This is a genomic window from Niabella yanshanensis, from assembly GCF_034424215.1.
GTDB classification, from domain to species: domain Bacteria; phylum Bacteroidota; class Bacteroidia; order Chitinophagales; family Chitinophagaceae; genus Niabella; species Niabella yanshanensis.
Genome location: NZ_CP139960.1, coordinates 144,721 through 158,679, shown reverse-complemented (window position 1 = coordinate 158,679; position 13,959 = coordinate 144,721). Strand labels below are relative to the sequence as shown.

Here is a 13,959-nt window from a genome sequence, read left to right as displayed (position 1 = left end):
TTAGCCAATCCGAAAAGAAAGAAGTTGATGTCTCTGACACCTCTTGCGAAAGCTCTGAAGACTTGGTTTCAAATTCACTCGTCTTACAAAATAATTAAATATCAAGGAATGAAAAAGGAGATTTTCTCTTTTCTTATTCGGTCAAATCAAGTAGTGAGTAGTTTCATCGTTATAATATCGCCATCAAGGAATTCCTGTAAATTAGTACTTGTAAAATGATTAAAACTGCCAGTTCGCAGCAGCTCAACATACCATGCTTTAACACCTCAGGCGAAAGGTTGAAATACTATAACATGCAGAGCAATGAGGAATTGAAGACCACTACTCTTCTCAAGCGTCTCTCGTTACTATGTAAAGCAAACTCGCTTTGCGCTGGAGAAAATAATTTATTCTAGAAACGTCGCTTATTTAGACAAAAAAACTTTCGTGTATTAGCTAGGTTAACAAATATTATGATAGCTCATAGGATCAACTACTGCTCAGCACCACAACGGATTGGTTAAATGTTTCTGATAATCAGCGCAAAGTTATCCTTTCAAGCATCATTCCCTGATTTAGTTACAATTTTCCGGGATTTGCTTACAAGTGTGCAATTAAGCTTACCGACCTTCGGATCATGGAAATAAAACAAATTTCATTGGGCAGCCAGGGACTGGTTGTGCCAACTATCGGCCTGGGCTGCATGGGTATGACAGGTTTTGAAGAAGGACATATGTACGGTCCGGCCGATGAGCAGGAAGCTATCTCGACGATTCGTCGCTCGCTTGAATTGGGCGGAAATTTTTTGGATACTGCCGATCTGTACGGCCCGTTGAAAAATGAGCAACTTATTGCGAAGGCAATCGTCGGTACACGCGATCAGTATATTTTGGCCACCAAGTTTGGCTGGGAAATCGATGACGATAACAAGGTAACGTGGGCCATCAATGGTAAAAAGGATTATGTAAAGAAATCTTTGGAGCGTTCATTAAAGAACCTCAATACCGATTACATCGATCTGTATTACCTGCATCGCCTTGATAAGAATACACCGATCGAAGAAACGGTTGAAGCCATGGCCGAGCTGGTTAAAGAAGGTAAAGTTGGTTATATCGGCCTTTCTGAAGTATCTTCTGAAACCGTTAGGCGGGCGCACGCCGTGCATCCAATAACCGCTGTACAAAGTGAGTATTCCTTATTTGAAAGAACAGTAGAAGAGCGCGGCGTGTTAGCGACATTAAATGAACTCGGTATTGGATTTGTGGCTTACTCGCCATTGGGCCGTGGTTTTTTATCGGGACAGATTAAAAAGATCGATGATCTGCCGGAAAACGATTTCCGGAGAGCAATCCCCCGTTTCCAGGGTGAAATGTTCAATAAGAATATTGAGCTAGTCAAGGCACTTGAAACCACGGCCGAAGGCAAAAATGTCACTTCTTCGCAGCTTGCGTTAGCCTGGATCATGAGCAAAGGGATTGTGCCGATTCCAGGAACGAAACGCAGAAAATACCTGGAACAAAATCTTGCAGCTACTACCATTGAGTTAACGGAGGCTGATCTTTCTCGGCTGGAAAGCATTGTTCCATTAGGTACGGACACCGGCGCACCTTATGACGAATTCAGTATGGGTTTAATTGATTAATTTTATTTATGAACGCCATCAACTCCATATCCCAATTTCACCGTTTACTGTCATTGCCCGAACCTAGACACCCGCTAGTAAGCGTTATCAATCTGGTGCAAAGCATTTTTTTAGAGGACGAGATCTGGGAAGGGTTCGTTAACCGCTTTTATTGCGTGGCGCTTAAAAGAGAAGCGAAAGGAAAGATCAAATACGGGCAGCAGCATTATATTATGATAAAGGAGTATTAAGTTTTACTGCGCCCAATCAGGTGCAACAACTGGACCTGCAAAATATGGAATGCGGTTCCGGTTATCTCCTGATCTTTCACCCAGACTTGCTGTTACAGCATACTCTGGCAACCAACATTCATTACTACGGCTTTTTTGATTACGCGGTGAACGAAGCACTGCATCTATCTGGTGAGGAAGAAGATGATTTGATCGGGATTCTCCAAAAAATTGATAAGGAATGCCGGCATATTGATAAGCATACCCAGGAAATTATCCTGACCCAGATCGAGAGCCTGCTGAAGTACTCCAACCGTTTTTATGAGCGGCAGTTTTTGACCCGCAAGAGTAATAATTCAACTTTACTTACTAAGTTTGAGCAGCTAATTGATGACTATTACAACAATGACGTAGAGGGTTTGCTTACCGTTCAATATATCGCTGCCCAGATGAATCTCTCACCGAACTACCTAAGTGACCTGCTTCGGATTCATACCGGGCAAAATACACAGCAACATATTCATGAAAAACTGATTACAAAAGCCAAAGAAAAACTTTCTACGACTAATCTTTCAGTCAGCGAGATTGCCTACGCGCTAGGCTTTGAGCACGCACAATCCTTTAGCACGCTATTCAAAAAGAAGACGAATTTGTCGCCTATTGAATTTCGTCAAGCATTTAACTGACTACAGCAATGAGCCGAATCTGCTAAAGGTTCTTTCCTAAAATACGATTGAAGACTTATTTAGCGATTAAAATCAGACTTTCTGGCCATTTCATAAATGACGCCTTATAATCACCCTATTAGCTCACAAAAAATGGCAAAGTCTTGTGCTACACGGTTAGGTAATTTTCCCGTTCTGCTACACACGGGAGCAAAGTCCCAAATTTAATTGGACTGTTCGATTTCGGGCAGTCCTTTTCGTTATGGTTGAATATGTTGTGTTCATAGACCGGGCCAAGCTTAGGTGTTCTTCCATTTTTATTACCGAAATCAATTTCGATGACCAGGGCATATTATTGGTTATACAGCCATTAGTGTCATTACTCCATTACATTATCACAGGATAGCCCAGCCTGCGCAACACGTCTTTAAGATTATCGGAAGAAAGATCCATATCATTAAAATTATAGCCCACGATTTCGGTGTCTTTCCCTTTAGGAATAAGCAGCCGGTCTTTGCCCACCTGCAACAGGGCGCGGGATTTGTCGGTATAAATAAGGTTGTAGTAACTCCCCTTACTAATGATCTCTATGTCTTTGATCCTTTTATTTTTCATAAACTAAATTTACTTATTTGAAATACCGCAAAATGTCAGCTTTAATTGGCGCTTAAATTCAGCCGTTTCAATTGTATGAAAAGAATGATGAGCATTTAAGCTATATCAGCATCGGCCAACTTGCCATCAACATAAATCCGGTACTCAGCAGATTGACTCAACACCCGCTTTAACTTATCAAAATGTCCCTGATCCTCCAAGTCAAAAATGAAGGGATACTTCCCTTTCATGCGATCTGCAAAACTGCGAACATTGATCAACGCCTCATAGTAATTTAAGAGTAATACTTTCCACACATTATCCTGTCTGCCTGTGCCATTTTCATACGGTTCAACTATTATAAATCTTCGTTTCTGATCTTTTAAGCGCAATAGCAATGCTATCTCCGCTCTCTTCCATTCATTTGACATTGCTTTATTTTTTACAAAATATCTAAGCAAATGGCTTGCCAATTAAAGCTACACAACCAGGCTGAACAACGGGCTGTACAGCTCAAATAAAATCTATTGCTGCTACCACTTCATCTACGACCCAACACTTCCTGGCGATGCTTTCGCTACATACTACATTATTAATGACAGATAACCGGAGGCACAACCGATCGATCCTGGCAGCTGTAACCTGTTTAAGCCAGCATCCGGTAAAGGATTTCCTGTTGAGGAGGTTGTAAAAAGATTGGGACTTATCAATTTCGAGGTACCACGTAAGCTTTTAGAGACGCGAGTTTGCCATCGAAAATTTGCCAGACATCACAGTAATCATAACCTTTCCAGGTACCATCAGCATCCAGGAGCTCAATTGTTCCCTGAGCCACCAGGAAATCGCCCTCTGTGATCAACTGATCAACAGCTACCTTAGGAGGCTTCAGGTAAGCAGCTTTCATGTAGGCTTTAATTTCAACTTTACCATTTAAAGTTTGCTCACCAATAAATTCCCAGCGGGTGTCTTCTGTACAATAGTTTAAAAAACCATCGTAATTACCCTTACTGATCTGTTCGTTGGCTTTAAGAAGTATTTCTTTGTTGTTCATAGTATTTTGTTTCCAAGTTTAAAGATGTATATCTGTGGCCTAAGCGCACCTGAGAATGGATATCACCTGCATGGAATCCGGATTGCCGGTGCTATGGTTTGTTCGATAGCCTGTTCTATACAGTTGAACGCACCTTTGATCCTCCACAATCCCTAATATGCAAAAAATACAACTGAATGATACGCGAAGCTGCCTGCAAATTACTCGTTCCCCATAAAATCAAATACAAGGCTCAGAATTAAATAATCGTTCAGAACCCGCTTGGCATCAAACTGATAAACAGCAGATTCAGGACCCAACACATCCGTTTTACTGAACTTGTTGCCTATGGCCGGAATCCCATGCAGGAAGGATAGATCACCCTTAGAGTGTCTCACAATTGTATTGGCCGGATCTGGCCCGGGCTCGGGATTGAACAATTTCAAATAAACGTCTTCGGATTTGCAGTATACTTTAAATGACCTCCCTTGTTTTAAGTTAATCCGGGCCCAATAAAGTTGAGAATGATATCCCTTAAACTCGGGGTAAATAAACGCAGCGCTACCCGTAACGGTTTTATTATACTTTTTCTCCCACACATTAAATGTTACTCCCTTCAACCGGTTCTTCCACACGCCGTAAGGTCCATTGCCCATCCATTTTATGCCCTCCACCTCGTTCTCAGCCAGATCAAAATCTATACCACAGAATGCAATGTTGTTCGAGGGCTTATACTTTACATCCAGCCCTACCAGTCCACCGGGATTGATAGACCATACTACATTCATCCTGTTTTTCTCGTAATTTACAGTTACCCGATGAACACCGCCGGTTTCTGTATGACGCACGCTGGTCACTTTATCATGCTCACTTGCAGAAACAGGACCATTTTGGAGGGGCAACATTCCCTTTTTGTTGGTCACCTTCCTGAGTAAACCTGAAGCTTTATCAATTACTACTTTTACCGTACCAACATCAAATACGAAATCTCCATCGATTTCAGAATATTGAACGGCCTGTTGTTGCCGCACAATTGCTGCTGTCCTGTTATTAGTTACTTCATCAGGGCTCTTAACCGGGAAAGTCCAGGTATAAATATGCCTTCCATGCGGATCCCTGGCTACTATCTCAAGAACTTCGGCCTGCCGCCAACCGGCTGGCATCGCCACTTTTATACGGGTCCGCTCCATTGGCTTCAAATGTGACACAGGAACAGGCCCCTGGTCAATTATCTTACGCTTATCTGCAGATGCAGCAGGAAATGACGCCCATCGATAGGTTAGTTTACAATCGGCCAAATTGGTGTAATGGAACCGGTTCTCAATATTTAACATCCCGTCAAAATCAGCTGCAATATATTTATCCTCTATAAAAATGGGTGACCATATCTCTTTTACCGTATAGTAGCTTCCCTCCTTTTCATGATACGGTCCCACAATACCATCAGGCGCATGATTACCGTCTCCGTCAAGAACCTTCGTGTCTGTCCGGTTCACCATTTCATCAGCCAATACCCAAAGAAAACCTCCTGCACATAAAGGATTCGTCCACATCTTCGACCAGTAGTCGTTCAGGCCGGCGCCCAGCCCACCATCATACAAGCCATGTAAAAATTCGGTGGGAAAGAAGATCTGCCGGTTGGCGAAATTGAGTCCTGACAGGTAATTATAATCAATATAGTGGGAAGTAACTGTTTTTCTGAAAGCACCCCAGGGATGCAGCACTTCTCTTTTTTGTATATCTACCTCAGCAAACTCATGGTCGTATGCCCTATTCCACCCGCCCTCGTTGCCGTTATCCCAGAATAAGACGGACGCATAATTCACATCCCTTTTTACCAACTCCCTCAATAATTTCCGGCCAATCACACTATCATAACTGGGAGACTGCCAACCTGTAAGTTCATCGAGCACAAAGAGGCCCAGCGAGTCACAGGCATTCATGAAATGCTTATCATGAGGATAATGAGAGAGCCGGACAGCATTCATGTTCATATCCTTGATCAGGTTCACGGTTTTAATACTCATGCGTTCAGAAGAAGTTCTTCCAAAATCCGGGTGAAAGGTATGTGCATTTATTCCTTTGAATTTTACCCTGGCTCCATTAACGTATATACCATCCTGTGCCCGGACTTCAACCGTCCTAAAACCTATTTTAACATTGCGCGTGTGCAGCACTTTCCCGCCTTTATCCAATATTGCATACTCGGCTATGTACCGGTTAGGAAATTCAGGTGACCACAACTTTGGATGGGCAAACTTCTGTTTGCTGCGAAAAGTACCAGATCCCTTTTTTACCGGCTCAATAAAAGTGGCGAGGGTCTTGCGGTTAAAATCCTTTATCATCAACCGCAGCCGGGCCGATTCATGGGGGTTTTTGATCGTGATATCGGAACGAATAGTTCCGTCTGCCCGCGGATCAATGGCAACATGTTCTATATGTTCTTTTGGGTTAACCTGTATGTATACAGGTCTGAAAATACCTCCAAAATTCCAGAAGTCTGCCTCCAGCTCGGCCTGATTAACGGATATATTATCAGACTTTTTCTTAACCTTAACCTCCAAAAGGTTTTGCTTGCCGTATAACATATGATCCGCAAGATCAAAACCAAATTCATAAAAGCCACCCTGGTGACTGCCTACCGGCTGATTGTTCAATGTTACCTCACAATCTGTAAAAACACCTTCAAAAACAATCCTGATATCCTTACCTTCCCAGGCCCGGGGCGCAACAAACACATGTTTATAATGGCCCTGTTCGTTTAATCTTTTATCAAGCGGAACATGTCCGTAATTATACTCACCAAAGCCCTGCTGCTCCCAGCAAGAGGGTACATTGATCTTGCTCCACTTCTTACTATTCATTCCATGAGTACAATAAAAATCCCAGGGCACGGTATCGTCGGCGCCGGTACCGGACAGGTATTTAATTTCAGTCTGTGCATGAGAACAATGAAAGCATATCATTAGTGAAACGACGGCAAGGGCTTTAAGAAGGCTCATGTTTGTAATAGATTTAGATAGGAATAAAGATAAGCAAGTGGCCAGGGAGTTGATAAAATTTGTAAAGCTCCAACCTATCGGGAGTGTTTGCTTTTGTAATATCAATAATATTTCCCACCAATGCCAGCAGTTGCCGGAAGTCATTACCTTTACTGTAAGAAAACTACATATCCGAACATGTCTAATCCAATAAGGAAATTTTTGAATGAGGACCAGGATCCGGCGGCAATTGAGAAGATTGTTGGCAAGCTGGGAAGCTTATTGATGAGCGGCGAGATCATTGAGTATATCGCGGTTCAAAGGAAGCCCGCCGTTAATTTGTCGCCTGATGCCATTGCACTCACTACCAAACGTATTATTTTTTGCCGGTTTAAAAATCTCGGATTTTCCATGGAACTGGAAGATTATGTTTGGAAAGACGTATACGACTGCCATATGAAGGAAAGCATCCTGGGAGCTGAATTCTCGGTTAAAACCGTTGGTGGGCAAATCAGTAAGATCGACTATCTGCCGAAAGCGCAGGCCAGACGGCTTTATACCGTTGCCCAGGAGCAGGAAGAAAAACAGCGGGAATTTCGAAGGCAGCAGGACCTGGAAGACAAACGGGCAACTGCGGGCAACGTTAATGTTACCACTGCACAGCCCCAGCCGAGCTATTCTCAACCGGTTGAAGATCCGGTGGCCACCCTGGAAAAATTAAAGACGCTATTGGATCGCGGACTGATAGAACAATCGGAGTATGATGCAAAAAAGGAAGAGATCCTGGGCCGCCTGTGAGGGCTGTCTGAGCATTTATAATATAGATACAGCCTGCCAACTTTTTCAAAGGAGACTAAAAACGACTATTCCATTTTTCAACAAAACGCTTGAACATTTACTTATATATCAGTAAAAAAACTCTTTTCTAAAAATGAGCAATGATACATCCCGGCAAAAATTAAAACATCAGCAGGTGCAATATCTTGAATTTCTTTCGGGTGACCTGGAAGCCGCAAAAACCTTTTACAGCCAGGCATTCGGATGGAGCTTTACTGATTACGGGCCCAATTATACCGCATTTGAGGGCGACTTCCTAGACGGTGGCTTTACAAGCGGAACGCCGGTAAACGGCAGTATACTGGTAATCCTCTATTCTGAGGATCTGGTTCAAACCAGGAAACAGGTACTGGCGGCAGGTGGTAAGATCTCGCAGGAGATATTTGAATTTCCGGGAGGACGTCGATTTCACTTCATTGATCCGGACGGCTATGAACTTGCGGTATGGTCGCTCTAACGCAGGAACAAAGACCAGTACAGAGACCAGAGCTTCTAACCAAGCATTATATTTACGGCGTTAAGGCCCTCCCCCTCAGCATTATCTTTAAAAAAATCGACAAGGTTTTTGACGACAGCGACCTGGTAAAAAGGCGCTGCCGGTATCAATTGAAGTGTGTGCCCTGGAAAGAACCGGGGTTGTAAACATCGTATCTTTGTAAACATTTTAAAAACCGTAAACTATACGTGAGTCTCAGTTCTACCCTGCCTCTTGATAATCGTTTACTTTCAGAGATTCTGGCGCTTTCGCGGGATGCCACTGCAATATATTCAGGTGAGGAGATCGTCATCCGGATGGCCAATGATAAAATGATTCGTTTTTGGGGTAAGAATAGTGACGTGATCGGCCTTCACCTGGCGGCAGCTTTGCCCGAACCGGAGCAGCAGGAATTTATCGCCATGATAAGAAACGTATGGTGCACGGGAAATGTCTATCATGCCGTAGAAAAGCCTGTCCTTCGTCAGGTAAACGGACGTATTGAAACCTTCTATTTTGATATTACCTGCCGTGCGCTGAAGGACGACAACTCTAACGTGTTTTGTATTATTCATACCGTCACTGATGTAACTCCACGGGTAAAACTACACCTGACTCTAAAAGAAAAGGAACATGAAAGGTTCCTGCTCAACGAAAAGCTTGCCGTTTCTTACAATGATTTAAGCCAGGCCAATAAAGAGCTAACGGAGATGCAGGAGCAGATGAGTGGTTTGCATACCAGGCTGGCAGACAGTGAAGCCTTGTTTAAAAACATTTTTGCCCAGGCGCCGCTTGGACTAACCTGGCTCAGGGGACCGGAAATGATCATAGAAGAGGTGAATGATCCTATTTTAAAGATCTGGGGAAGAACGGCGCCGGAAGTGCTGGGTAAACCTATCCGGAAGGCAAGGCCTGAGTTAGAAGGACAGACGATTCTCGACCGGTTACACAGGGTTTATAGCACAGGTATTATCGAAGTAAACGCCGAGTATAGAGTTTTACTCAAAGATGGTGATGGCTTACGGGAAGCATACGTCAATTCAGTATATTCTCCATTGCGCGATTCGGCTGGCAAAATACAGGGCATACTGGTGATCATAGATGAAATTACTGAGCGGATTGCGGAACGTCAACGCCGGGAGCTCATGGAAGAGCAATTTCGCATTAGCGTGGAATCAGCAGAACTGGGCACCTGGTTTGTCAACCTGGATACTCATGAGTTGATCAGTTCGCCGAGATTAAGGGAAATATTTGGTTTTCATCCTGACGACGAAATTACACTCACCGATGCCGTCAATCAGATACATGAAGATTACCGCACAGCCGTATCAACAGCTATTCATGCAGCTATCGAAAACGAAACCAGTTATGACATGGAGTATCCTGTAATTGGTTACCATGACGGGAAATTACGCTGGGTTCGCGCCACCGGTAAGTTATTTCCCCCGAAGCCCGGACATCCCCCACATTTTTCAGGAGTGCTAACTGATATTACACAAAGAAAAACCGAAGAAAAACGAAAGCACGATTTTATCGCCATCGCCAGCCACGAATTAAAAACACCCTTAACCTCGGCTAAAGCATATGTTCAGATACTGCTGAAACACCGCGCCCGGCTGGATAACAACGCTGTGAATATGCTGGAAAAGGTGGAGGGACAGATCGGAAAAATGCATAGTATTATCAGGGGCTTCCTGGATGTAGCCCGTCTGGACTCGAGCGAAATACAGCTCAATAAAAACTCTTTTATAATCAGCGAGCTATTAGAGGAGTGTGTTTCAGAGGCATCGCTGTTTACCCGGCGTCATGAACTAGTCGTTCAAAATACTGATACCATTTCCGTTATTGCCGACAGAGAAAAGATAGGTCAGGTGATCACTAATTTTCTCAGCAATGCTATTAAATATTCACCTACCGAAGGAAAAATTTTTATTAACTGCCAGGAAGAAAACGGGTATGTTAGTGTTTATGTTACCGACCTGGGCATCGGTGTGCATCCGGGAGACCATCAAAAATTATTTACCAGATTCTACCGGGTAGAAAATCAACATACCCAAACCATTTCCGGTTTTGGTATCGGACTTTATTTATGCGCAGAAATCATCAGGCTGCACCACGGTACTATAGGCCTTGATAGTGTGATGGGCCAGGGTTCTACCTTTTACTTCAAGCTACCAAAGAATTGACTCCTTCCATCTCAGTACAGGAAACGGGTATCCGATCCATGATTTTTTGAATCATGTACGTTTTAACTAATAGAAGCATTCATACAATATATTAACTACTGCAGTACTTTTCCAGTATATTGGTGAGATCCATAATATCAAATGGCTTGGCAAGATACTCCGTGGCGCCGTTCTGCTCCGCAATCACCTTACCATCCCTGCTCGCAGATACGATCAGGACAGGTAAATCTCCAAATTCAGCGTCTTTCCTGAGTGTTTGCAGGATCATATCGCCGGACATAACCGGCATCCATAAATCCAATATTACCAAAGCAGGTTTAGTATGCCTGATGGCTTTCATTACATCCAGGCTTTTTGAAACAACTACCGGCTCGCAACCGGCACCTATGGCAACCAGTTCCAGAAGTTCAAGAATACTTTGATCATCATCACAGATGATCACTTTTGAGTTGCCTTTATTCACGGCTCAATGGGTATTGTAAAGTTAAAAGTGGAGCCATGGTTTTTCTCGCTTTCCAGCCAGATCGTTCCATTATGGTTCTTTATTATTTGCTCACATACATATAGTCCTATGCCCATTCCGGCGAACTTCCTCTGAAATTCAGCTCCCCGGAAAAATCGCTGGAAAACACGTTGCTGATCCTCCAGGTTAATGCCAACTCCGGTATCTTTAACCGAAACTTTTACGTAGTCGCTCACCCTCGAAATATGCACATAAATCTCCCGGCTATCGGGACTGTATTTAATGGCATTGGCGAGCAGATTATTTAAAACCTGAACAATCTGCTGTTCATCTGCAGTTACGCGTAACCCACTTGAACCTGTGCATACGATTATATGACTTGAACTCAACGATTGCATCTGCTCAATGGTTTCCTTCACCATTGTGTCGAAATCGAAGGTATCCTTATGGATCTCAATATTGCCCGACTGGATGCGCGAAACATCTAAAAGGTCTGTAATCAAACCATTCAGTCTTTCTATAGCGACATTAACTTTCTCGAAAATTGTAGCATACTGATCGGGCAAATCCCCGGGCTGCAAGCGCTTCAACATTTGCATAAAACCTTTTATAGATGTAAGCGGAGTTTTGAGTTCGTGGCTGGCAATCGATAAAAAGTCGTCTTTTCTACGCTCAATTTCGCGGCGATCAGTAATATCTTCAATTGCAATCAATATTCGATCTTTATATTGGCCCTCCAACTCTATCCGGTAGGCATTTAACAGCATCAGTTTTTTCCCAATATGCGGAAATTCATGCTCTACTTCGAAATCTAGTACCGGATTATTAGTAGGTAGAATTCCTATCAACAAATCTTTTAGCTTTTCAATATTCCACTGCTGGTTGCCCAGATCATAAAGTAATTTACCTACTGTCTCCTGGCTATTCACTTTAAAGGTCTTAAAAAAGTGGTCATTGGCACTGATCACTTTGAATTCAGGATCCAGCACCAGCAGGCTTTCTCTTACTGTTTGGATTATGCTGGATAAAAAAGCTTCGCTTTCTTTTAACTCACTGGTACGTTCTCTTACACGTTCTTCCATTATCGACTTCTGCTCTACTAAATCAAGATCGGCTTTCTTTCTAAGGGTCACGTCGTTCTGAACACCGATAAAATGCGTTATTACGCCTGCCTGATCTTTAACAGGCGCCATAAAGAGTTCATTCCAAAAAAGGTCTCCGTTCTTGCGGTAATTGCGTATTTCAACACGGCAGCTATCTCCTTTCTCTACGGCGGAAGCTATTACATGCCGGGCCCGTTGAGACCGGTCCTTTCCCTGGAGAAAACGGCAGTTGTGACCGATTATTTCAGAGCGTGTATACCCGCTAATTTTTTCAAACGCGCTATTACAATATACAATTGGATTATCGGGCTGCAGATTGTCCGTTATAATAATGCCCGATACCGAAGCGTTCAGGGCACTAAAGAGCAGTTCAAAGCTCAATCCGCGCGATGACCCGTTTTCTGAGGTAGAATTATTAAATGACGACAAAGTTTTAAATTTACGTAACTGAAAAGCTGTATCAAAAACATCATGCCACAAAGTCATTTGTTATCTACTGATACCATTTCACAGCATGCAATATAATTACTAAAATGGTACCAAAATTATGACAACACACCAGTTAGTGACATTTATATCCGGTAAAAAATGGCCGATACTTAAGTCGTTCCCGATTTGACCTAGTTATGTCTTACCTGATGTAGCCTGACACTTCGCTGTCGATTCTTGTAGCTATGAGCCTTGGCAGATAGCTTTTGCGCGTTTAAAGTAACGATTTCACATGTTGCACAAAAGTTTGTATATCGAACGGCTTTTGTACAAAAACATTAGCACCGCACTCCAGTGCCTTTAAAGCATGTACGTTTGCAGACATTACCATTATTGGGATAGATACCGTCGCAATGTCAGATCTCAGTTCCTGGCAAAGCCCGATGCCATTCCCATCCGGTAACATCATATCAAGGATAAACAGATCCGGCAGTAAATGGCTCAGGGAGTCATGAAATTCAGCAGCATTAGCACATAAGATCACTTCATAACTCTCGCTGGTTAAGAGAATATCAATAATATCTCTAATATGTTGATCATCCTCAACAACAGTGATTTTTTTATGCTGCATAAATCCTATTTAAGTGATCACTACCTCTCACCCGTTATTTTTTATAATCGGTAGCACATCAATTATTTGACCAAACTGAGTATTTTTTAGGAATAATTGGGCGAATTGTAACGATATTTCGAAAATATCATTAATTTGACCATAATTGCTGTTGTTTGAGGAGGCTTTATACCACGGTTATTTCTTCATGATAAGCCAGATGCCGGCTGGAGCTGGGTGCACCAGGTGAGCGTGAAAGCGGGTAACAAATCAATTGCATATTTTTTTTGTCTTTGATTTACCTTGCGTACAATAGCAATACATTTGCTGAAATTATTTGCTTTTAAAATTGACGAGGATGGCTACAATTATTGTACAGGACAAGGATGCTTCTATCTTGGAAGTCCTTGCCATTGCGCTGCAGATGAAGGGATTTACCACTATTTCTATTGATACATGCGATGAAGAACTAATGCTTGACATAATAGATAAAGAAAGGCCACATGTGGTAATGATGGATATCAGGCTTTCCGATGAGGATTGTATTAAGGCCTGCAAAGCCATTAAACAAAAATATCCTCATCTCCCCGTTATTGCATTAAGTTGCAACAACAATATCCACGAGCAGTATGATCAGCACGGATTTGATGGTTATATCAGCAAACCATTTGACCTGGAACTTTTATATAACATATTACGATCGCATATTCAACCTACCGCATAGTAACGCATTTTTCTAAACACGCAGCCTATTTC

14 protein-coding genes are annotated in these 13,959 nt (G+C 42.7%); 7 read left to right on the top strand and 7 right to left on the bottom strand.

What is annotated here, in order from left to right:
• Positions 1-616: 616 nt before the first annotated feature.
• From U0035_RS00545 to U0035_RS00535, 3 genes are read left to right on the top strand one after another with little or no spacing between them, the layout of a single operon-like run.
• On the top strand, positions 617-1,621 hold the full coding sequence (locus tag U0035_RS00545) for an aldo/keto reductase (protein ID WP_114791371.1): 1,005 nt from the start codon (positions 617-619) through the stop codon (positions 1,619-1,621).
• Between the two features lie 8 nt (positions 1,622-1,629).
• On the top strand, positions 1,630-1,851 hold the full coding sequence (locus U0035_RS00540) for a hypothetical protein (RefSeq protein ID WP_317048835.1): 222 nt from the start codon (positions 1,630-1,632) through the stop codon (positions 1,849-1,851).
• A gap of 20 nt (positions 1,852-1,871) precedes the next feature.
• Complete coding sequence (locus U0035_RS00535) at positions 1,872-2,516, top strand: helix-turn-helix domain-containing protein (RefSeq protein WP_317048834.1); 645 nt, start codon at positions 1,872-1,874, stop codon at positions 2,514-2,516.
• A gap of 366 nt (positions 2,517-2,882) precedes the next feature.
• Here U0035_RS00535 and U0035_RS00530 read toward each other — a convergent pair whose 3' ends face one another.
• The 4 genes from U0035_RS00530 to U0035_RS00515 all read right to left on the bottom strand — a co-directional run bounded on the left by U0035_RS00530 (position 2,883) and on the right by U0035_RS00515 (position 7,121).
• Complete coding sequence (locus U0035_RS00530; RefSeq protein WP_114791370.1) at positions 2,883-3,110, bottom strand: hypothetical protein; 228 nt, start codon at positions 3,108-3,110, stop codon at positions 2,883-2,885.
• A 95-nt stretch (positions 3,111-3,205) separates the two neighbouring features.
• The gene (locus U0035_RS00525) at positions 3,206-3,520 is read right to left on the bottom strand and encodes a hypothetical protein (protein ID WP_114791369.1); all 315 of its coding nucleotides are present in this window, start codon (positions 3,518-3,520) and stop codon (positions 3,206-3,208) included.
• A 275-nt stretch (positions 3,521-3,795) separates the two neighbouring features.
• The gene (locus U0035_RS00520) at positions 3,796-4,140 is read right to left on the bottom strand and encodes a nuclear transport factor 2 family protein (protein ID WP_114791368.1); all 345 of its coding nucleotides are present in this window, start codon (positions 4,138-4,140) and stop codon (positions 3,796-3,798) included.
• Between the two features lie 200 nt (positions 4,141-4,340).
• Positions 4,341-7,121, bottom strand: a complete 2,781-nt coding sequence (locus U0035_RS00515; RefSeq protein ID WP_162817898.1) for a glycoside hydrolase family 2 protein — start codon at positions 7,119-7,121, stop codon at positions 4,341-4,343.
• A 177-nt stretch (positions 7,122-7,298) separates the two neighbouring features.
• Between U0035_RS00515 and U0035_RS00510 the strand changes: the two genes are divergently transcribed.
• From U0035_RS00510 to U0035_RS00500, 3 genes are all read left to right on the top strand, one after another.
• Positions 7,299-7,898, top strand: a complete 600-nt coding sequence (locus U0035_RS00510) for a PH domain-containing protein (RefSeq protein ID WP_114791474.1) — start codon at positions 7,299-7,301, stop codon at positions 7,896-7,898.
• Between the two features lie 133 nt (positions 7,899-8,031).
• Positions 8,032-8,394 carry a VOC family protein gene (locus U0035_RS00505; protein ID WP_114791366.1) on the top strand — a complete coding sequence of 121 codons (363 nt, stop codon included), beginning with the start codon at positions 8,032-8,034 and terminating at the stop codon, positions 8,392-8,394.
• A 227-nt stretch (positions 8,395-8,621) separates the two neighbouring features.
• The gene (locus tag U0035_RS00500; protein WP_114791365.1) at positions 8,622-10,598 is read left to right on the top strand and encodes a PAS domain-containing sensor histidine kinase; all 1,977 of its coding nucleotides are present in this window, start codon (positions 8,622-8,624) and stop codon (positions 10,596-10,598) included.
• Between the two features lie 91 nt (positions 10,599-10,689).
• Here U0035_RS00500 and U0035_RS00495 read toward each other — a convergent pair whose 3' ends face one another.
• From U0035_RS00495 to U0035_RS00485, 3 genes are all read right to left on the bottom strand, one after another.
• Positions 10,690-11,061, bottom strand: a complete 372-nt coding sequence (locus U0035_RS00495; protein WP_114791364.1) for a response regulator — start codon at positions 11,059-11,061, stop codon at positions 10,690-10,692.
• Positions 11,058-12,593 (bottom strand): sensor histidine kinase, encoded by a 1,536-nt coding sequence (locus tag U0035_RS00490; protein WP_211316450.1) that lies wholly within the window; start codon positions 12,591-12,593, stop codon positions 11,058-11,060. Before U0035_RS00490 ends, U0035_RS00495 begins: the two co-directional genes overlap by 4 nt.
• A 274-nt stretch (positions 12,594-12,867) precedes the next feature.
• Complete coding sequence (locus U0035_RS00485; RefSeq protein WP_114791362.1) at positions 12,868-13,224, bottom strand: response regulator transcription factor; 357 nt, start codon at positions 13,222-13,224, stop codon at positions 12,868-12,870.
• A gap of 337 nt (positions 13,225-13,561) precedes the next feature.
• On the opposite strand from U0035_RS00485, the gene U0035_RS00480 reads away from it, so the two are divergent.
• Positions 13,562-13,927, top strand: a complete 366-nt coding sequence (locus U0035_RS00480; protein WP_114791361.1) for a response regulator — start codon at positions 13,562-13,564, stop codon at positions 13,925-13,927.
• The last annotated feature ends 32 nt before the right edge of the window (positions 13,928-13,959 follow it).

Bases quoted from the DNA above. Each gene is read 5' to 3' on its own strand.
- U0035_RS00485 (WP_114791362.1), bottom strand. From the start codon at position 13,224: ATGCAGCATAAAAAAATCACTGTTGTTGAGGATGATCAACATATTAGA.
- U0035_RS00480 (WP_114791361.1), top strand. From the start codon at position 13,562: ATGGCTACAATTATTGTACAGGACAAGGATGCTTCTATCTTGGAAGTC.
- U0035_RS00520 (WP_114791368.1), bottom strand. From the start codon at position 4,140: ATGAACAACAAAGAAATACTTCTTAAAGCCAACGAACAGATCAGTAAG.
- U0035_RS00510 (WP_114791474.1), top strand. From the start codon at position 7,299: ATGTCTAATCCAATAAGGAAATTTTTGAATGAGGACCAGGATCCGGCG.
- U0035_RS00540 (WP_317048835.1), top strand. From the start codon at position 1,630: ATGAACGCCATCAACTCCATATCCCAATTTCACCGTTTACTGTCATTG.
- U0035_RS00525 (WP_114791369.1), bottom strand. From the start codon at position 3,520: ATGTCAAATGAATGGAAGAGAGCGGAGATAGCATTGCTATTGCGCTTA.
- U0035_RS00530 (WP_114791370.1), bottom strand. From the start codon at position 3,110: ATGAAAAATAAAAGGATCAAAGACATAGAGATCATTAGTAAGGGGAGT.
- U0035_RS00505 (WP_114791366.1), top strand. From the start codon at position 8,032: ATGAGCAATGATACATCCCGGCAAAAATTAAAACATCAGCAGGTGCAA.
- U0035_RS00545 (WP_114791371.1), top strand. From the start codon at position 617: ATGGAAATAAAACAAATTTCATTGGGCAGCCAGGGACTGGTTGTGCCA.
- U0035_RS00515 (WP_162817898.1), bottom strand. From the start codon at position 7,121: ATGAGCCTTCTTAAAGCCCTTGCCGTCGTTTCACTAATGATATGCTTT.